Raw genomic sequence first — 19608 nt, forward strand, 5'->3', positions numbered from 1 at the left:
AATATTGAGTATAACTATATCATAACGTACGTACAATCATATTTTGAACTATTTGAGCTAATAATAACAGCTAATTTCTAAAAATTAATTAACCAATTTTGACAATATAAAAAGCCGAACTCATTCGGCTTTTTTGAATACTATTTTTATACATCATTAACAAAATTTTTGATAGATTATGCCCGTTGACGCATTTTCTTGAGTCCGATCCCAGTAAATCCACTGATGATCGACAATACTGGTGATAAAAGACTAAAGAAACAAAATGGTAGAAAGGCCAAGGTTGGTACGCCTAAAGTGTTGGCCGCAAAAGCTCCCGCGACACCCCAAGGGATCAAGTAGTTAATAACTGTACCACCATCTTCAAGCACACGACTCAAGGCTAAATTGTCCAATCCTCGTTTGTTGTAAGTCTCTTTGAAGGCTTTACCCGGTAAAATAACTGATAAGTATTGTTCACCAACAAAAATATTGACTCCGATACCAGACAAGATAGTTGCTGTAACGATCGAGCCAGATGATTTCAACTTTTTAGCTAACGGTGTGATGGCTGTTTGGATAATATCGTATTTCATCAACAAGCCACCTAAAGATAAAGTTAGAAAAATCAAGGAAACTGTACCCATCATCGACGTGATGCCACCCCGAGTCAACAGAGCATCAACGTTGGCGTTACCAGTTTTTGAAACAAAGCCGTTTTCAATGTAGCCGGCAACTTTTTGGACTGTCGTACCAGGAGTTTGTACAAAGATCATCACAATAGCTACGGTAATATTTAGTAATAAAGTTGCGATAGCTGGGATCTTGGCGATGGCACAAACAAATAACAAGATGATCGGTAAAATTGCCCACCAGGAAACGCTAAAATGTGAAGTCAAAGTCGTCAAAGTTGGTTGAATATTAGTCAACTTGGCACCTGATTCACCGATACCTAAGATCCAGTACAAGATCAGTGAGATCACGAAAGCTGGGATCGTAGTCCACATTAAGTTTTTAATATGGGCAAACAAGTCAGAACCCGCAATAGCAGCAGCTAGATTAGTCGAATCAGAAAGTGGTGAAGATTTATCACCGAAAATAGCTCCTGAAATAATTGCTCCAGCAACCAAGGCCGGATCAACGCCCATCGTAGTTCCCATTCCGAACAAGGCAATCCCGATCGTTGAAACGATGGTAAAGGCTGAACCGATGGAAGTTCCGATCAAGGCACAAACTAAGAAAACCGATGGAACGAACCAACGAGCCGAAATCATATGGAATCCGGCGACCATCATTGATGGGATAACGCCAGCTGCGATCCAAGTACCGATCAGAGCACCGATCAAGATAAAAATAAAGATCGGCACGATCCCGTTTTTTACTCCGTCCATGATCCCATCGTGGATCTCATCCCAACTGCTGTGGCGGATCTTAGCCCACAAGATCAAAAGAGCGATAACTACTAACACTGGCGTTTGTGGCGACAAACCAAAACCAATAACAGCTGTTCCTAAAACTATTAACATGACCAACAAAATGATGATCGATTCTTTGAAACTAACTTTTTCCCTCATATTTTTTCTCCCAATAAAAAAATCGTCCCCGCTGCATTCCTGCAACAGGGACGATTGACGTAACCGTGGTACCACCCAACTTGAGGTCGCAAATAGACCTCCTCTCATTGGCGATAACGGCACCTTCCGCTTGGAAAACCAAGTCATGTCTGGTATTTCAGTCCTAGCACCCTGACCGGTTCGCATCAACCACCGGCTTTCTTACACCCAGATGTAGGATTACTTTGTTCAAACACTTATTAATATTTTGAATGATAACAACTATTTTAATTATCGTCAATACAAAAATTTTTCATTAAGCTAAACGACGGTCGACTACTTTGGAAATTAGTGACAGTGCGTAGCAGACGATGAAGTACAAAATAGCTAGTGCTAAGTACATTGGCACGATATAATTGGCGTTTTGTCCATAAATTACTTGTGCGTGTTGCATCAATTCTGGTACCACGATGATCGTTGTCAAAGAAGTATCCTTGATCAAGGAGATCAATTGACTAACTAAAGCTGGAATCATCTTTTTATAAGCTTGTGGTAAGACGATGTGGACCATGGCTTGTGTATAGCGCATCCCCATGGCACGTGCGGCTTCCATTTGGCCAATATCAACGGCTTGGATACCTGATCTAATGATCTCGGCGACCATCATCGATTCGAAGACTGACATCGCTAAAATGGCAGCAGGGATCGTATCCGGTTTGAACCCGATCGAAGGTAGACCAAAGTAGACGAAAAAGATGATCAACAGTAATGGCAAGTTACGGATAATATCGATGATGAAACCGACGATCTTTGAAACATAAGCGATCTTGCTATAACGGATGATCCCTAATATCGAACCAAAGATCATACTAAAAATAACTGATAAAGCTGAAATTTCAACGGTTACCCAAAGACCTTGGAGAAGGAATTTTAGGTTAACAGCTGAATAAGCGTCGATCCAATTTTGCATAATTCATTCCTCCTAAGCCAAAGTCTTTTCTAAATGTCTCATATAGTAACTGATCGGTAAGGTAATAACTAAGTAAAAGAGACCGACAATTATATATGTGTTGACCGTATCAAAGGTTTGCGAAGCAATCGCATTTCCTTGATACATCAAGTCAAATCCAGCCACGAAAGCTAGGACTGATGAGTTTTTAACCAAGTTGATAAATTGATTACCTAGTGGTGGGATAACGAGCTTGAAAGCTTGTGGCAAGACGATGTAACGCATAGCTTGTCCATAAGTCATCCCCATCGCCCGAGCTGCTTCCATCTGGCCGATATCAACTGAGTTAATACCTGAACGAACAGTTTCAGCAATGAAAGCTGAAGTATAAATCGTCAATCCGATAGTTCCGGCAGTAAATCCATTGATCTTAACAAAGTACAAAGGAATTACTAAGTAGAAAAACATTGTAATAACTAGTAACGGGATATTTCTAAAAATTTCCACATAGACGTTACCAATAACACGTAAAACTTTATTCGGCATAACTTCCATAATGGCGAACAGTGATCCAATGATCAAACTGAACACTAAAGCGACGATACTGGAAAGGATCGTCCAACCAAATCCGGTCAAAAAGCTGTGCCAGTTGTTTGCTAGTAAACTACCCATTAGCGAAGCACCTCCTTGTAATCGAATCCTGGAACGTCACCGAACCACTTCTTGATCAGCTTGTTATAAGTCCCATCGTCTTCAATTTCTTTGATGGCCTTATTCAAAGCTTTTTTGAAAGCTGGTTGGTTCTTGTTGATACCAATACCGTAAGGTTCCGTAGTGAAGGCACCACCTTGGACCTTGTAGCCTGGGTTTTCAACGGCCATACCGGCTAAAATAACGTTATCTGTCGTCAAAGCATCCCCTTGACCTGATTTCAAAGCTACTAATGCTTGAGCATAATCTTGTAGCTGCAATACTCGAGCCTTTGGAGCGTACTTCTTAACATTTTCAACAGAGTTTGATCCAACAACACCAATAACCGTGCGATTGTTGAGATCGGAAACTTTTTTAACTGGCGAACCGTCTTTAACTAGTAACGATTGTCCGGCATCAAAATATGAATTTGAAAAATCAATAACTTTTTCACGTTCGGCATTGATCGTCATTGTGGCAATGATGGCGTCAATATTACCGTTTTTCAATAATGGGATACGTGATTGCGAAGTTACGGTAACGAATTTAGCTTTACCATTTTTACCAAGGATCTTCTTAGTCAAAGCCTTGGCAATATCAACTTCGAATCCTTTAGTTTGACCGTCTTTAACGTCGATCAAGCCCATCAATTTCGTATCTGCTTTAACTCCCCACATGATCGTGTTAGCTTCTTTGGCGTTTTGCAAAACATCTTGTTGAGAAAGAGGTTTTGCTCCACAGCCGACCGATACAACAACGAGGAGTGCAGACATTACTAATACTAAAAAGTATTTGAGTCTTTTCATGGTAGTCCCTCCCCTTATTAGTGCTTAATGATCTTACTCAAGAATTGTCTAGCACGTTCATTCGTAGGGTTTTTGAAAAACTCGCTAGTCTTGTCATCCTCTAAAATTTGGCCGTCAGCCATAAAAATAACCCGGTTGGCAACTTCTTGGGCGAAGCCCATTTCGTGAGTAACAATCAATGAAGTCATATCACTTTGGCTAGTAACGTATTTAATAACGCCCAGCACATCATCGATCATTTCCGGATCAAGCGCACTAGTAGGTTCGTCAAAAAGCATACAACGTGGTTTCATAGCTAATGACCGAGCAATAGCTACACGTTGAGCTTGTCCACCAGAGATCTGTGAAGGCATGTTATGAGCTTTATCAGCCAAACCAACTTGGTCCAGCAAAGCCATAGCCCGCTTCTTATTCTCATCTTCGTTCATCTTCAAAACGATCCGTGGTGCGATCATGATATTTTCAAGCACATCTTTGTTAGCATATAAATTAAAATGCTGGAAAACCATCCCCACATCAGTTCTGATACGGTTAATATCAGTCTTCTTATCAGCAATATCATGGCCATTGACGATCAATTGACCTTCTTGGATCTGTTCCAATCCATTAACGCTCCGAGCTAAGGTACTCTTACCTGAACCTGAGGGTCCGATCAAAACAACCGTTTCCCCTTTATCGATCTCCAGGTTAATGTCTTTCAATGCGTGAAATTTTCCATAATACTTTTGGACGTCACGAAATTCGATCATCGACATATAGCTATTCTCCCTTCGTTTGGTTCAAGCTGAACCAAGCATAAAATTGACTATTAAAGAAATTTTAATTGTTTTAGAGAAATTTGGCAATTATTTGGATGATGGTTTTATGTAAAATTAAGTGGTTTTTCTGTAATTTTACTGGGTTTTATGGGGTTGGAAAAAAATTTTTTGGTGGTGGTTTTGTTCCCGGTTCTGGGAGGGTTCCGGGAATTGCGCTGTGGCTTCCTTAGTCGTTCGGTGGCGTAGCCACCACCAAGAACCAGTTGCGCAAGTGCGTTAGCACTTACGTTCCATTATTTCATGGCTGACAGCGAATTCCCTCCACCCTCCCAGAACCTAAGGTAGTACAAAATTTCTCTCTTTGTGGGTGGGGACGGTACTTATCTTTTTTCTGCAAATTTCCTTTAGGGGGACTCCCATTCCCCCGCTATTACCCACTATCAATCCCGACTCCGTCCCCTATCTGATCCACCTTTTTCGGAAAAATCATCGGTTCGTATTTAAATTTCTCAAGCTCCGTTTCAATTTCGATGTTTTTTCTATCGCAACTTCACTTCGCGGGTCGCCACCCTTTTAAAGATAAAGACTGCTTAAAACGAATTTTTACTCTTACAAAATTTACAAGATAGGAACCGGTGCAAAAATCCTAGGAATCAAGTATAGATGGTTAAACCAGTCCTCCTAAAACAGTTTTGAGAGATAAAACTAAGTACTGTACCCCCCACCCAAAAATTATTTTTTAACAACCCTAGGTTCTGCGGGAGGGTGGAGGGAATTCGCCGTCAGCCGCGAAATTTTCGTTTGCACGGCATGGGCCGTGCTTACGAAAAGACCCAGCTTTGAGATGTCCAAGGCGGGTTTCCTTGGATAGCTCAAAGTGGGTCCGCAGCGTTCGCAGAACCGGCAGTGAACCTCAAACCAAAATCATAAAACAAAAAAAGCCTTCAAACTATAAAAAATCTGAAGACTGATATGCTTATTTCAATACTATTTTTTTATACAAATGTCGTGTTAAGAAATAATACCCACCATATAAAACAAAGAAAATTATAAATGGTAACGCTAAATTACTATAAGGTTTCATCAATAGCGCCTTAAACATTTGAAGTCCTACTAATACGTGGACAATTCCTAGTGTTGCTGGAACTGCGAAGAGTACGGCAATTTCTTTGTTGATCGATGCTCTTAGTGCTTTTTGTCTGGCACCGATTTTGTGTAACATATTGTATCTCTTCACGTCACCTGCTGCTCCGGAGAGGATCTTGAACATTAGACAACTTGCTAGCATTGCTAAGAAGGCAATTCCTAGGAAGAAGCCCATGAATTCTAGTCCTGAGAAGAATCCGTTGATGTTTTTGTAGACTACGTATTTGTCGGCAATCGCATTTTTCATACTTGGGAAGCGACTTTGTTGTTCTTCAGAAACTTGTTTGATTGGTGTAAGATTTTTTCTAAAGGAATCAGTTTTGACGTATGTGATCGAGTTAGCTTTTCCTTGAATATTGTTATATTCTTGGTCACTCACTGCTTTGATTTCTTTAGTTTGGTTCTTTGGCAACATGGAACTTTGGATTTCGTACTTCACTTCATCATTATTTAAACTAGTACTCTTCTTTTGTGTTGAGAACATGCTGTCCATGTTGAAATGACTATATGTGAATGGTTGTGACTTGAAATCGCTTTGGCGATAGTAAACAGTTTTATCAGTCGTCTTATAATCGTATCTGTTTGTTGAAGCGCCTGACATTTTGTCGACTAAGGCTTTTTCCTTACTATTAATATTGATAATTTGTGAATCATAATATTTTTGACCATTAACAACCGTGTCGATCTGTTGGTAAAAACCTAGTCCAACGGTAATTGCACCAAGTGCTAGTGAGAACATGATCGAGACCATTGATAAAATCTTTGTGTAATCTTTGATCCGGAAATTCAATTGAGACAGGGTAAAGTTGTTCAAACCTTTTTGAGAGAACTTACCATTCTTTTTCAAAGCTGAAATGATCGTGGTAGTTAGTGAGTTCATCACGAAGTAAGTTCCAATTACGATCGTTACTAAGGCAACGGGGACACCGATGTAGATAAAAATTGGATTTGAACCCATGTGGATCATGGCAGCGTAACCAATACCGATAAAGATCAAACCGATAATTGCTTGAAAAACTGTCCAAACGGTATTTCTTTTGATCCGTGTTGGTTGACTATCTTTGTTCAATAGCGTTAAAACTTTGGTCATTCTTAGAGAAATCGAGTTTCTTAAAGCTGAAAAAATAAAAATAACGATGAAAAAAATCAATGTAGTGATTAATGCCGGCATGTAGAAACTACTGAAATATTTAACTGGCATGTCGAGATTTTTCATTAACAATTGACCGACAAAACCAGTCGCAAAGATACCTAAAATGATTCCGATAACTGAAGCGATGGCACCAATGATGAATGTTTCCACAAAAATCATTTTTGAAATTTTACTGCTTTTGGCACCGAGCATCATGAACATCCCATATTCTTTTTGACGCATGCTCAAAAGAAATTTATTCGCGTAATTTATATATACGACGGTAATTATTGCTAGTAAAACTGCTCCAAAACCGAAGATGAAAACTGTCGCAGCAGCTGGTGAATTTGAGTTTAAAAAGTCTTTATTCATGGCCAAGGACATGAACATGTAGAAAATGGCAGCTGCAATCATCAGACCTGAAAATAGCACACTGTAATCACGGATCCGATGCTTAATGCCACCAATTGCTAGTTTGTTTAACAATGTAGTCCCCTCCTATTCCGCAAATGTTCCTAATGAATCTAAGATTTCTTGATAAAATTCGCCACGTGAATGACTCTCGTTTTTAAGTTCTTGACCGATTTCACCGTCTTTAATGAACAAGATTCGGTCACAGAAACTAGCTGAAAATGGATCATGCGTTACAAGCAAGATCGAAACGTTATCTTCTTGATTGATCTTCGTCATCGTATCCATCAAAGCACGAGCACTTTTTGAATCTAAAGCACCAGTTGGTTCATCACCAAAAATAATTTTTGGTTGGTGTACCAAAGCACGAGCAGCCGCAACTCTTTGTTTTTGACCACCGGAAAGCTCGGTTGGATAGTGATTCAAAATTTCCGTCAAACCTAATTTTTCAGAGATCCTAGCCACAGCTGGCTTGATCTCTTTATTGCTACGATTTTGTAGCGCAAGTGGGAGTGCAATATTTTCGTAAGCCGTCAAGTTTTCCAACAAGTTGAAATCTTGGAAAATAAATCCGATTTGATTAGCCCGAAAATCGGCCATTTCATTGTTTTTAAGCTGAGTAATATCTTCCCCAGCAATCTTAACTTGGCCACGAGTAGGAGTGTCCAAAGTAGACAAGATATTCAGCAAAGTAGTCTTACCAGAACCAGAAGCCCCCATAATACCAACAAACTCTCCAGGTTGAACCTCAAAGTTAACATCTGACAAAGCCTTAAACTGCTTCTCATTAGCCTTCCCATAAATCTTTTCAATATTCTTAACATCAACAATATTTTGCATGTATTTAACCTCCATCTGATATATCTATCTTATGGGGAAAGCAAAAAATAGTCGTTCGATTCACATTACAAGAACTTACAGTTTTGTAAGAAACGCAGAGAGCGCAACGAGGTTGGTCAGCTGCTGAGGATTAACGCGGGTGGTCGCACAAAGGTGCGGCGAAGCCGTACCGCGACCACCTGTGTTAACCGGAGGCCGCTACCTCGCGGAGCTCGTTTTCACATCCTTGAGGATAAAGAAAAATAGCACTATCCAAACCACTGCAAGTTTAGCTGCAAAGAATGGATAGAACAAGAATCCACGATAAGGATAGAAATTAGAAATAAAATATTCTTCTCAAACAAGATAAAAAATGGATTCCGATAAACAAAATAAGAAATATCCATTAATATATGAAGGGTTTACCTCACCCCACCAAAACAATAAATTTCCACAACAAAAAAACAAGCCTCACAACCCCAACCCAAATAAAGTTTTCAACCACCCTAGGTCCTGCGGGAGGGTGGAGGGAATTCGCCGTCAGCCGCGAAATTTTCGTTTGCACGGCATGGGCCGTGCTTACGAAAAGGTCAAGCTTTGAGATGTCCAAGGACGGGGTTCCCTTGGATAGCTCAAAGTTGGCCCGCAGCGTTCCACGGCGCAATTCCCGGAACCCTCCCGCAGAACCGGCAGTGAACCTCAACCAAAAATCCAAAGCTTTATTTGATTTATCCCATTTATCGTTTTACAATTTGCGCTATAATACTTAAGTTATAAAATTTTTTAATAGGGGTGTTTACTGTGGGGGAAAAAATGCCAGAACTCGACTCGAAAAAGTCGTACATTAGCTGGCCCGTCGTTGCATTGATGGACTTTGTGACCGTTATTGGTTTTGACGACATTATTTACAACTTCCAAAACCAAGGTCTCGGGATCGTCTTCACTTGGATCCTAATGCTTTTCTTATTCGTTGTACCTTATGAAATGATGGTTGGTCATCTAGGATCAACCTTTAGTCATGAAGGTGGAGGTATGACTTCTTGGGTCCGTGGTACCGGTGGAAATGTCTGGGGATATATTTGTGCCTGGACTTACTGGGTCGCAGGACTTCCTTACATCGTCGATGTTGCCAATTCCATGCTGATCTCATTTGGTTGGTTGATCAATGGTAACAACAAGATGTCAGATACGATGACAAACAGTATGTTTGCCTTACTAACTGCCGTAATTTTTACGCTATTTATTTTTATTCAACATCATTTAAAAAATTCACTCCAATGGTTATCGATCATTGGTGGTGGAGCCATGTTCGTTGTTACAATTTTGTATGCGATCATGACTGTCGTTTATTTGACACAAGGAAATGCACCACATACTGAACCATTTACGATCAAATCGTTCATACCTAAGTTTGATCTGCACTACTTATCTACTTTTGGTTTAGTAATTTTTGCCATGAACGGGGCTGAACTTGCTTCGCCTTACGTTACTGAGATGAAAAATGGTAAGCGTGACTTCCCTAAAGCTATGTGGATGTTAGCTATCATGACTGGATTCTTGACCGTCTTCGGTTCATTCTCACTAGGAGTATTTTTCAATGCTCACAACTTGCCACATGACTTGAAGATGAATGGTTCATACTATGCTTTCCAAGCCATGGGTAACGACTTCGGAATGGGACGTTTCTTCCTATACTTATTCGCCATCACACAAGCCATTTACATGATGGCCCAGCTAGCTGTCTTGATCGATGCAAGTACGAGAATGTTCTTATCCGATACGGCTAAAGCATACTTGCCTAAGCGTTTGACCAAGTTAGATAATCGTGGTCTGCCGATCAACGGTTACTGGCTAACGACTGGTATTTGTACAGTCATCATGGTTTTGAGTGCTACGTTGCCAAATATGAATTCTATCTTTAATCAATTGCTGAACTTGAACGGGATCGTTTCACCTTACGTAACTTGTTTCGTCTTCAGTTCATTCATTTTAGTTAGACTACATCCAGACAAGTTCAAGAGTGATTTCACTTATATTAAAAATCAAAAATTGGCTGTCATGGTCGGTGCTTGGTGCTTCTTAGTTACTTTCGTTGCCGCTACTATGGGTATTTTGCCGGTTGATGAGGTTTACGGTACTGGTACTTGGTATCATGTGCTAGCCCTTAATATTATTGAGCCTTTGATTATGATCGCTATTGGGATTATTTTGCCTGTTATTGCTCGGATGCAAAGGCGCAATGATTTGTCTGCATAATGTTTTTTATGGGTTTCAGCTGGTTACAGCTGAAGCTTTTTTTGTTTGTTTTTGATTTTATTTGTGCTGGATTTTTTTTTTGGTGGGGGTACGGTTTCTATTTTTATAGTGCTAATATTTTTGAATTGATTTGATGTTTCTATTCTTGTTTCGTTCCTAGGATTGTTACTTCTCTACTTATCTTTTTCAATTCATTTTTCGGATATCATCGATTATTATTTTTATTTTTCTTACATCGTTTCTTTGTTCTTTTGTTTCTCTTTTTCCTCTCTGGCTCTTTCACTTTGCTCCTTTGTCGCTTCGTGAAACTCGCCTCATCCTACATCTTCATTTCTTGACTAGTTCTATTAGGATAGGTTGTTGAGTTATAATTACTTCAAATTATCTTTGATTGGAGGTTTTTCTATGCTTTCTCGTTCACTTTATTCTTCGCCTCTTGGTGATATGACCATTTTGACTGATTCTCATTCTCTACTTGGCCTTTGGTTTGATGGTCAGACTCATTTTGGCGGTCACTTTGACTTGGATTCGGTTGATTCTGCTGATGATTCCGTTGCTGCTTCTGTGGCTTCTTGGTTGGATGATTATTTTGCTGGAAAGCGACCTTCGATTTCTGATTTATCTTTGGATCCTCAGGTTACTGCTTTTCAGAAGCGAGTTTTGGATGTTTTGTGTTCTATTCCTTATGGTTCAGTTTGGACTTATCGTGATATTGCTCGAGAATTGGATTCTTCTCCTCGGGCTGTTGGTGGTGCTGTGGGTCGTAATCCTATTTCTATTATTATTCCTTGTCACCGCGTGATTGCTACTGATGGTTCTTTGACTGGTTATGCCGGTGGGATTTCTCGCAAAATTGCTTTGTTGGAGCTTGAGGGTATCTCTTTAAAAAACATTGATAAAAACCCTAGTATTAATTCTTCTACTAATGAAGTAATATCAAAGTAAAGGATTTTTTATAAAGGATTGATTATTTATGACTTCTATTAAGTGTAAAGATACTCTCTCAATTACTAATCATCGGGTTTTTGCTTCAGATTTGAACGAGCATGAGACTGTTTTTGGTGGTCAAATTTTGTCTGCCATCGACAATAATTCTTCTATAGCAGCATCTCGAGCTGCTCGGATCGAAACTGTTACTGCATCCGTGGACCAGGTTAACTTCATGCATCCCTTTGTCTTGCAAGATTCACGTTGTGTTGAATCATATGTGACAGGAATTGGAAAGACTTCGATTGAAGTATTCACCAAAATCATCGGTGAACATCTAAAAACTGGCGAAAGATTTCTCGGACTAACCTGCTTCTCAACTTTCGTCTTAATCGACAAAAACGTTGAATTACCCGAAATAGTCCCAGTCAGTGCCGAAGAACAATACGTCTGTGCTGGTTACCAACAAAGAAAAATCGATCGTGCTGAAAAATTAAAAGAACAAGTTTCTTTGAATAAGCATATCTCATTGAACTTTCCTTGGGATTAAACGCAGAGAGCGGAGGGAGATGATCAGCTGCTGAGGATTTAGGGACTGTCGGCACCCAAGGTGTGGCGAAGCCGTGCCTGCCGACAGTTTCTAAACCGGAGGCCGCTATCTCCCGGAGCTCGTTTCAGCATCCTTGAGGATAAAGAAAAACACCACTATCTAAACCACTGCAAGTTTAACGAACAATTATAGATACCACTATTTTATACACATAAAACCTGAACTCTTTTAAGCTATAAAACGAACAACGTTTGGTTAAAAAAAAACCGTTTAGCGAATAAACAAAAGAAGTTTGGTATAAAGCAAAAGATTTGAAACCAAAACATCAATAAAACAAAAAAAGTAACAACACCAAAGGTAACCTCAAAAAAGGTAAACCTAAAAGCGTTGTTACTTTTTTAATAACCAAAATTAAAATCTCATCCGATCCGAACTCCAAGGAAAGTTTCAGCGAACAAGGCAGCCTGCTCCCGATTAACAACGATTCCCCGCAAGCCATATTCATCAATTTCGATTTTTTCAAAATGACATTTACTAAAATCGATCCCTTTTAGCTTAGTATTCAAAATCATCATTTCGTTCAAATCACAGTCGTCAAATTTAACCTGCCCTAACTTGTTGTCATTAAAGCTGACATCTTTCATGCTGCTGTCCACAAACGATGCGCCCTTAAAAGTAAGATCGTTCATATTAGCAAAATCCAACAAGCAATTTTCGAACTGAACGTTATTAAAGTAAGATCCCGTAAAATCAGTCCCCATCATCTTGCATCCGACAAATTTCACTCGGAAAATGCTCGAATTGTTCAGATGGCAATTCGACAAATCGCAGTTTTTAAAAATTACGTCTGTTAAATCTAATTTCTCAAAATCGCATTCGCTAAAAGTCACGTGTTCAAACAAGCTTTGCTCGATCATCGGGTGATCGATATTTTGTCCTTCCACTACTTCATCCTTGACGTGATTATTGCTGAATAAAAAATCTTCTTCATCAAATATTTTAAAAAACGAATTAGTCGTTAAATATTCTTCTGCAAGTTTTGGTTGTTCCATTTTGACCTCCAATTGATCTCTTACTAGGATGATAACAAATTATTAGTAAAGAAAAATTAGAGAAAAAATCGGCCTTTTCTGATCACTTCCATAATTGGGATCAGCAAATTTGCTGAACTATTCCTTTTATTTTGTCTGACAGACATTTTTTATTAAAAAATCACAGAAAAAATTAATTATCTTTTTTCAAAATAGCATGATATCAGCTTTTTGACGGTAAAAAATATGCCAAACAAAAAGACCCTGGATCACAGCAAATTTTGTGATCCAACGTCTTTTATCTATTTTCCAAAATTGGTAGTACTTCATCCAATGTGCTGACTTCATACGTTGGACGAGCTAGATCAGTCGGTTTATCGCTGTCACGATTGACCCAGATCGAGTCCCAATTCATCTCGCTGCACGGTACGATATCGTAGCCGTAGCCTTGAGCAATGTGAATGTGATTTTGGGCGGTGAATTGATAATTGTCCTCGACTGCTTTGAAGAAATTCAAGTTAGGCTTGTGGGCGTGTACGTCTTCGGCTGTCCAAACGTCGAATGGCACTCTTAACGCTTCAAGATTTTTCGGCATGATGCTCCATGCTGAATTGGACATGATGATCAATTTGTATCTTAACGATAAGAGTTTTTCTAAAGTATCGATCACTTCTGGAAATGGCTTTAAGTTGCGATGTGCTTCCAGAATTTCCACGTAATATTTTTCAAACTTGTGTTCCAAGCCGAATTGATAGTCTAACTGGATTAAGTCGTTTCGCATTAACAAGTCATAATCGACGTATGGATGCGTGTTGGCTGGATTTTCTCGGTAGGATACGAATCGTTTCAAAGCAGTTTCACTATCTACTCCAATGTCATCGGCGATTGCTTTGACCTTGTTATATAGTGTGTCCTCGTTTAATAACGTTCCGTAGACATCAAACGTTAGAAATTTATCCATTATTTTCACCCCATCTGTTTTTTATTGATAGTTTTATTTTACCATTGATTGTGATGTTTTTAACAATTTGGGCGATAGTATTATAGTGGAAACTATATTGGGGTGATAAATCGTGTTATTATAGTAGGGACTCATTGTTAAATTTTAATTGAAAAAGAGAGTTTTTTCGGTACTGACTGGTTGGTGCTGTTGCATTTGGGGTTGGTTTTGGCGTTCTTGCTTTGTTGGCAAACCGTTGCCTGGTTTTGTAGGCCTAGCGTTATAACCTTGTTACCAAACGTTGCCCGCTTTTGTAGCCCTAGCGTTCTAGTTTTGGTGCCAAACGTTGCCCGCTTTATAGTGGAAACGAGCTCCGGGAGATAGCGGCCTCCGGTTAACACGTGTGGTCGCGGCGCGGCTTTGCCGCACCTTTGTGCGACCACCCGCGTTAATCCTCAGCAGCTGACCATCTCCCTCCGCTCTCTTTTTTTATAGAAAGGTCTTGATTGCCATGCGTTTCATGCGCTTGAAGAAAGCAGCTACTTCTGCATATAAATAATTTACTGGCATTGAATTACCCTGGGGTGTTTGGTGCCACCAGGAGGACAATTTGGAAGACACAAATAATTTTAAAGAAAAAGTTATCGTTGCTGGAGTTAGTCATTTACAGGCTGACTTTGAATATACGATGGACGAGCTTTGCTCTCTTGTCGAAGCTAATAATATGGAAGTTGCCGATGTGATTACGCAAAACGCTGACACTGTTAGTGGTGCGACTTATTTTGGTGCTGGTAAGGTTACCGAGATCGCTCAAATCGCTAATGCTGATGATGTGAAGACGATCGTTTTGAATGATGAACTAACACCATCACAGATCCGCAACTTGGAAAAAAGCACGAAGTTATCTTTCATGGATCGGACTGAATTGATCCTGCAAGTATTCTCCAATCGTGCTCACACAAAACAAGCGAAACTCCAAGTGGAAATCGCTAAATTACAATATCAATTACCACGGATCCATCCATCAGGAAACCCACTGGATCAACAATCTTCATCCGGTGGTTTGGCTAACCGTGGTGCCGGTGAAACGCAACTCGAATTGGACCGTCGTGTCATTCGCAAACGGATCACCTACTTGAAAAAGCAACTAGCTCAAGTTGAAAAAACGATCGACGTGCAAAGTCGCAGACGGACGAATACATCCCTACCTGTCGTTTCCTTAGTTGGATACACTAACGCTGGTAAGTCGACGACGATGAACGGTTTGTTGAACTTCAACAAAGACGATTCAACTGACCGAAAAGTTTTTGAAAAAAATATGCTTTTTGCTACCTTGGACACTAGTGTTAGAAAAATCGATTTAGAAGATAATACTAGTTTTCTACTATCAGATACCGTTGGTTTCGTCAGCAAGCTTCCCCACAATTTGATCGAGTCATTCAAGACGACTTTAAAAGAAGCTTCTGATGCTGACTTACTCGTGCAAGTGATCGATGTTTCCGATGAACACTGGCGCAACATGATCTCAGTGACGGAGAAAACCTTGAATGAGGTTGGCGTTAAAGGCAAGCCAATGATCTATGCTTTCAATAAAGCTGATCTGAAGCCTGGCCAAGAATTCCCAATGATCGAAGGAGACAACGTCTTCTATTCCGCATTGGATAAGGCTTCGATCGAAAAACTAGTTGAACTGATCAAGATCAAGCTTTTTGGCAACTACCAAGAAGTTACTCTATTAGTTCCTTACAAGGATCAAAAAATTGCTGAGGAAATCCTTAGAAATACTCAGATAATTTCCAAAGATTTCACAAATGACGGGTCAATCATTCAGGCTAAATTAAGTCCTGATCAATTTGACCGCTATAACGAATACGTCCAAGAAAAAGCCCCCAAATAAGGGGCTTTTTTTGTTTTGTAATTTCTTTAATATTTGGCTACAATATTTAGTGACTGCGATTAGAAATATTTTAATTAGAAAGTATTGTGATTAATTTTAAGGAGAGTATTCTAATAGTATTGCAGGTTTTATGTTATAGGGAGGTAAGTATGAAAGCTCGGAAGTATTTATTGGCGCTCCTACCGCTTTTTGGTATGGTGCTCCTTTTAGCTGGCTGTGGATCAGCCACGGAAAAAGACAGTAAGACTACCCTAGCCATCAGTGCCAGCGATGTTATCGCATCAATGGATTCATCGATCAACACTGACGTTATCGGGGGTCAAAATATCACTAACACCATGGACGGACTTTACCGATTTGATGGGGACAAATTGCAGCCTGCTATGGCTACTAAAATCGTTAAACCAACTAATAACGGTTTAACTTACACATTCCCACTTCGCCACGCCAAGTGGTCAAATGGTAAACCCGTTAAAGCACAAGATTTCGTCTATGCTTGGAGAAGGACCGTTGATCCTAAGACGGCTTCTCAATATGCATATATATATGAAGGAATCAAAAATGCTGCGGACATCAGTGCAGGTAAGAAACCCGTTAATTCCTTGGGGGTAAAGGCCTTAGATGACCATACACTCCAAGTCACACTCGACGACCCAATTCCTTTCTTCAATAAATTGGTTGCCAACGCGGTTTTCTTCCCACTTTACAAGCCATCGGTCGAAAAAGCCGGCAAACAATATGGTCTTAACAGTAAAGGTATGGTCTTCAACGGACCTTTCAAACTCGTCAATTGGCACGTTTCTGACAACAGTTGGACCGAAGTCAAGAACAAGAGTTATTGGAACGCTGACAAGGTTAAACTCAACAAGGTCGAATTTTACGTAACTAAGGACCCTAACACTGGTCTTAACTTGTATGATGCTAACCGGATCAATCGTCTTGAAAAAATCAGTGGTGATACTGCCCGACAAGTTTCCAGCTATGATACTTTCTCAATTGATAAAGAGGCCTCGACTTTTTACATCGAGCCTAATCAAAAGAAATACGCTTTCTTCAGAAACAAGAAGATCAGACAAGCTATCTCTTACTCGATCAACCGTGATCAATTAAATAATAACGTTCTCGGAAAGACTACTGGATTCACTACTTCAGTCGTACCTTCTGGAATGTCGAACAATCCACAAACTAACGTTGATTTCACGAAAGAACCGGAAATCGAAGGCGTTAAGAAGTACAGTTCTTACAATCCAAAACTCGCTAAGAAGCTTTGGAAAGAAGGAATCAAAGAAACAGGTCAAAAGAATCTTAACTTCACTCTCCTAGGTGATGATACGGATTCTTCCAAGAAACAAAATGAGTATATTCAAGGTGAAATGGAAAAAAATCTTCCTGGATTAAACTTGACCTTGAGCAACGTACCATTCAAATCACGTTTGACTAAGTCAACTAATGGGGACTTTGATATGGTCGTTACCGCTTGGAATGCTGATTATCCTGATCCTTACTCATTCCTACAGATCTTCATGTCAAATAACGCTCAAAATAATAGTAAGTGGTCAAACAAAGAATTTGACGACTTAGTTAAGAGAAGTGCTACGACCGATGCCAATGATGAAATGAAACGTTGGGACGACTTATTACAAGCCGACAAGATCTTAACTGAAGAGCAAGGTGTCATTCCGCTTTATCAGTACTATCAAGCAAACTTAACTAGAAAAAATGTCAAAAATTATGTCGTCTCACCAAACGGTATGTACAACATAGTTACGGCTTACAAAAAATAATTAGGGAGTTGGGGGAAAATGACTAAATATATACTCAGAAGAATTTTGTATCTCTTCTTGACTCTGTTCATTATTGCTTCGATCACCTTCTTCTTAATGAAGATGTTGCCTGGTACACCGTTCACTAACCAAAATCGGCTCTCACCAGAACAATTAGCTATCGTTAAAGCTCAATATGGACTAGATCAACCAGTCTTTATTCAATATCTACGTTACATGGGAGGCTTGTTCCAAGGAAACCTCGGAACTTCTTTCCAATTCAATAACGAACCTGTTACACAATTGATCGGTCAAAGACTTGCTCCATCAATGCAAATTGGTGCTCAAGCTATGATCGTCGGTACAGTGCTCGGTATCCTCTTAGGTGCCGTTGCTGCCATCAGAAAAAACACTTGGGTCGACACACTAGCAACTTTCATCTCCATCTTAGGACTATCGATCCCATCTTTCGTTTTAGCTGTGTTATTACAATTTTACTTGGCTTACAAATGGCAAATTTATCCAGTTGCCCTTTGGGACAACTTCCAATCAAGTGTCTTGCCAACACTCGCTTTAGCGGCGTTACCTCTAGGTAATGTTGCCCGGTTCATGCGAACGGAAATGGTGGACGTTATGAGTAGTGACTACATCGAATTAGCCAAATCAAAAGGTAATTCGAACTGGCAAGTCGTTACTAAACACGCCTTGAGAAACTCCTTGATCCCCGTAGTTACCATCATCGGACCAATGGCAGTTTCAGTTATGACTGGTTCCATGGTTGTCGAGAACATCTTCTCGATCCCTGGTATCGGTGAACAATTCGTTAAATCGATCACCACAAATGACTACCCAACGATTATGGGACTAACGATCTTCTATTCATTCCTATTGATCTTAGTTATTTTGATCGTCGATATTCTTTACGGTTTGATCGATCCACGAATTAGATTAGGAAATGGGGGGAAAGAATAATGGAGCAAGTTCCAAAGATTCCAAAAGAAAAATTCAAATTACTTCATAAAAAAGACAATCAAGCTCAAGAAAGTCTTGGCACACCTTCATTGACTTATTTGCAAGATGTTAGACGTCGGCTTTTTTCCAATAAAGTCGCTACTGTTTGTTTGATCTTGCTCGGGATCATGGTCTTGATCTCCGTTTTCGCTCCCGTAGTTGCACCACACAATCCGAATACCCAACGGGTTGAATATTCTAACTTACCACCTAAGATCGGTAACTTAGACATTCCTGGTTTCAACGGTATGCAAAACATGGACGGTAAGAGTGTCGATGCTTATAAAGCTGTCAACGCTCCTAAAGATACTTACTACATCTTAGGAACCGACTATCTCGGTCGTGACTTGCTTTCCAGAATCATTTATGGAACTAGACTATCCTTGATCGTTGCTGTTCTAGCAACCTTGGTCGATCTGATCATCGGGCTACCGTATGGTATCGTCTCCGGATGGAAAGGTGGAAAGGTCGATACCTTCTTACAACGTATCATCGAAATCGTATCGTCCGTTCCTAACTTAGTTGTCGTAATTTTAATGATGATCATCTTAAAACCAGGTCTGGTCTCGATCGTCATTGCGATTGCCCTGACCGACTGGGTCACGATGGCTCGACTGATCCGGGCGCAAACGTTCCAGCTCAAGGAGCAAGAGTACATCTTGGCAGCTAGAACGTTAGGAGAATCCTCCACTAAAATTGCGACAAAGCACTTGATCCCTAATTTATCTTCAACAATCATCATTCAAACAATGTTCACGATCCCGAACGCCATCTTCTTCGAAGCTTTCTTAAGTTTCATCGGTATCGGGATCCCCGCACCAAACGCATCACTAGGTACACTACTATCTGACGGTCAAAAAGCGTTCAGATTTTTGCCTTACCAAATGTGGGCTCCAGCCTTGATCTTGTCGATCATCATGATCGCAACTAACTTACTCGGTGACGGCCTACGTGATGCCTTTGATCCACAATCATCAGACTAAGGAGAAT

At 40.0% G+C, this 19608-nt stretch carries 16 protein-coding genes; 7 read left to right on the forward strand and 9 right to left on the reverse strand.

Annotation, left to right across the window (positions count from 1 at the left end):
* Nucleotides 1-176: 176 nt before the first annotated feature.
* From nhaC to EKM69_RS05875, 7 genes are all read right to left on the reverse strand, one after another.
* Complete coding sequence (gene nhaC, locus EKM69_RS05845) at nucleotides 177-1553, reverse strand: Na+/H+ antiporter NhaC (protein WP_125709086.1); 1377 nt, start codon at nucleotides 1551-1553, stop codon at nucleotides 177-179.
* 295 nt (nucleotides 1554-1848) lie between these two features.
* A complete protein-coding gene (locus EKM69_RS05850) occupies nucleotides 1849-2502 on the reverse strand; it encodes an amino acid ABC transporter permease (RefSeq protein WP_125709089.1) in 654 nt (217 codons plus the stop codon).
* Nucleotides 2503-2514: 12 nt separating this feature from the next.
* Nucleotides 2515-3153 carry an amino acid ABC transporter permease gene (locus tag EKM69_RS05855; protein ID WP_125709091.1) on the reverse strand — a complete coding sequence of 213 codons (639 nt, stop codon included), beginning with the start codon at nucleotides 3151-3153 and terminating at the stop codon, nucleotides 2515-2517.
* Nucleotides 3153-3977, reverse strand: a complete 825-nt coding sequence (locus EKM69_RS05860; protein WP_125709093.1) for a glutamate ABC transporter substrate-binding protein — start codon at nucleotides 3975-3977, stop codon at nucleotides 3153-3155. Before EKM69_RS05860 ends, EKM69_RS05855 begins: the two co-directional genes overlap by 1 nt.
* Nucleotides 3978-3994: 17 nt before the next feature.
* Nucleotides 3995-4732 carry an amino acid ABC transporter ATP-binding protein gene (locus EKM69_RS05865; RefSeq protein ID WP_125709095.1) on the reverse strand — a complete coding sequence of 246 codons (738 nt, stop codon included), beginning with the start codon at nucleotides 4730-4732 and terminating at the stop codon, nucleotides 3995-3997.
* Between the two features lie 979 nt (nucleotides 4733-5711).
* Nucleotides 5712-7499, reverse strand: a complete 1788-nt coding sequence (locus EKM69_RS05870; protein ID WP_125709097.1) for an FtsX-like permease family protein — start codon at nucleotides 7497-7499, stop codon at nucleotides 5712-5714.
* A 12-nt stretch (nucleotides 7500-7511) separates the two neighbouring features.
* Nucleotides 7512-8264, reverse strand: coding sequence for an ABC transporter ATP-binding protein (locus EKM69_RS05875; protein WP_125709098.1), 753 nt, complete (start codon nucleotides 8262-8264; stop codon nucleotides 7512-7514).
* Nucleotides 8265-9056: 792 nt separating this feature from the next.
* Here EKM69_RS05875 and EKM69_RS05880 point away from each other — a divergent pair.
* The 3 genes from EKM69_RS05880 (at nucleotide 9057) to EKM69_RS05890 (ending at nucleotide 11976) form a co-directional block, all read left to right on the forward strand.
* Entirely contained in the window at nucleotides 9057-10499 is a 1443-nt protein-coding gene (locus EKM69_RS05880; RefSeq protein WP_125709100.1) for an APC family permease, read from the forward strand.
* A 405-nt stretch (nucleotides 10500-10904) separates the two neighbouring features.
* Nucleotides 10905-11444, forward strand: coding sequence for a methylated-DNA--[protein]-cysteine S-methyltransferase (locus tag EKM69_RS05885; RefSeq protein ID WP_125709102.1), 540 nt, complete (start codon nucleotides 10905-10907; stop codon nucleotides 11442-11444).
* Nucleotides 11445-11472: 28 nt separating this feature from the next.
* A complete protein-coding gene (locus EKM69_RS05890; RefSeq protein WP_125709104.1) occupies nucleotides 11473-11976 on the forward strand; it encodes an acyl-CoA thioesterase in 504 nt (167 codons plus the stop codon).
* 419 nt (nucleotides 11977-12395) lie between these two features.
* Here EKM69_RS05890 and EKM69_RS05895 read toward each other — a convergent pair whose 3' ends face one another.
* Together EKM69_RS05895 and EKM69_RS05900 are read right to left on the reverse strand one after the other, a co-directional pair.
* Nucleotides 12396-13028 (reverse strand): pentapeptide repeat-containing protein, encoded by a 633-nt coding sequence (locus tag EKM69_RS05895; RefSeq protein ID WP_125709106.1) that lies wholly within the window; start codon nucleotides 13026-13028, stop codon nucleotides 12396-12398.
* Nucleotides 13029-13305: 277 nt separating this feature from the next.
* Nucleotides 13306-13968, reverse strand: a complete 663-nt coding sequence (locus EKM69_RS05900) for an HAD hydrolase-like protein (RefSeq protein ID WP_125709108.1) — start codon at nucleotides 13966-13968, stop codon at nucleotides 13306-13308.
* Nucleotides 13969-14557: 589 nt separating this feature from the next.
* Here EKM69_RS05900 and hflX point away from each other — a divergent pair.
* The 4 genes from hflX (at nucleotide 14558) to EKM69_RS05920 (ending at nucleotide 19601) form a co-directional block, all read left to right on the forward strand.
* Nucleotides 14558-15844: a GTPase HflX gene (gene hflX, locus EKM69_RS05905; protein WP_125709110.1), complete on the forward strand. Its 1287-nt coding sequence runs from the start codon at nucleotides 14558-14560 to the stop codon at nucleotides 15842-15844.
* A gap of 149 nt (nucleotides 15845-15993) precedes the next feature.
* Nucleotides 15994-17628: a peptide ABC transporter substrate-binding protein gene (locus tag EKM69_RS05910; RefSeq protein WP_125709112.1), complete on the forward strand. Its 1635-nt coding sequence runs from the start codon at nucleotides 15994-15996 to the stop codon at nucleotides 17626-17628.
* 18 nt (nucleotides 17629-17646) lie between these two features.
* Nucleotides 17647-18579 carry an oligopeptide ABC transporter permease gene (gene opp3b, locus EKM69_RS05915; RefSeq protein ID WP_125709114.1) on the forward strand — a complete coding sequence of 311 codons (933 nt, stop codon included), beginning with the start codon at nucleotides 17647-17649 and terminating at the stop codon, nucleotides 18577-18579.
* A complete protein-coding gene (locus tag EKM69_RS05920; RefSeq protein ID WP_125709116.1) occupies nucleotides 18579-19601 on the forward strand; it encodes an ABC transporter permease in 1023 nt (340 codons plus the stop codon). Before opp3b ends, EKM69_RS05920 begins: the two co-directional genes overlap by 1 nt.
* The last annotated feature ends 7 nt before the right edge of the window (nucleotides 19602-19608 follow it).

The organism is Companilactobacillus zhongbaensis (assembly GCF_003946515.1).
GTDB lineage: Bacteria > Bacillota > Bacilli > Lactobacillales > Lactobacillaceae > Companilactobacillus > Companilactobacillus zhongbaensis.

Excerpts from the sequence above, each read along its gene's own strand:
- nhaC (WP_125709086.1), bottom strand. The coding sequence starts at position 1,553 with ATGAGGGAAAAAGTTAGTTTCAAAGAATCGATCATCATTTTGTTGGTC.
- EKM69_RS05850 (WP_125709089.1), bottom strand. The coding sequence starts at position 2,502 with ATGCAAAATTGGATCGACGCTTATTCAGCTGTTAACCTAAAATTCCTT.
- EKM69_RS05855 (WP_125709091.1), bottom strand. The coding sequence starts at position 3,153 with ATGGGTAGTTTACTAGCAAACAACTGGCACAGCTTTTTGACCGGATTT.
- EKM69_RS05860 (WP_125709093.1), bottom strand. The coding sequence starts at position 3,977 with ATGAAAAGACTCAAATACTTTTTAGTATTAGTAATGTCTGCACTCCTC.
- EKM69_RS05865 (WP_125709095.1), bottom strand. The coding sequence starts at position 4,732 with ATGTCGATGATCGAATTTCGTGACGTCCAAAAGTATTATGGAAAATTT.
- EKM69_RS05875 (WP_125709098.1), bottom strand. The coding sequence starts at position 8,264 with ATGCAAAATATTGTTGATGTTAAGAATATTGAAAAGATTTATGGGAAG.
- EKM69_RS05880 (WP_125709100.1), top strand. The coding sequence starts at position 9,057 with ATGCCAGAACTCGACTCGAAAAAGTCGTACATTAGCTGGCCCGTCGTT.
- EKM69_RS05885 (WP_125709102.1), top strand. The coding sequence starts at position 10,905 with ATGCTTTCTCGTTCACTTTATTCTTCGCCTCTTGGTGATATGACCATT.
- EKM69_RS05890 (WP_125709104.1), top strand. The coding sequence starts at position 11,473 with ATGACTTCTATTAAGTGTAAAGATACTCTCTCAATTACTAATCATCGG.
- EKM69_RS05895 (WP_125709106.1), bottom strand. The coding sequence starts at position 13,028 with ATGGAACAACCAAAACTTGCAGAAGAATATTTAACGACTAATTCGTTT.
- EKM69_RS05900 (WP_125709108.1), bottom strand. The coding sequence starts at position 13,968 with ATGGATAAATTTCTAACGTTTGATGTCTACGGAACGTTATTAAACGAG.
- EKM69_RS05910 (WP_125709112.1), top strand. The coding sequence starts at position 15,994 with ATGAAAGCTCGGAAGTATTTATTGGCGCTCCTACCGCTTTTTGGTATG.
- opp3b (WP_125709114.1), top strand. The coding sequence starts at position 17,647 with ATGACTAAATATATACTCAGAAGAATTTTGTATCTCTTCTTGACTCTG.
- EKM69_RS05920 (WP_125709116.1), top strand. The coding sequence starts at position 18,579 with ATGGAGCAAGTTCCAAAGATTCCAAAAGAAAAATTCAAATTACTTCAT.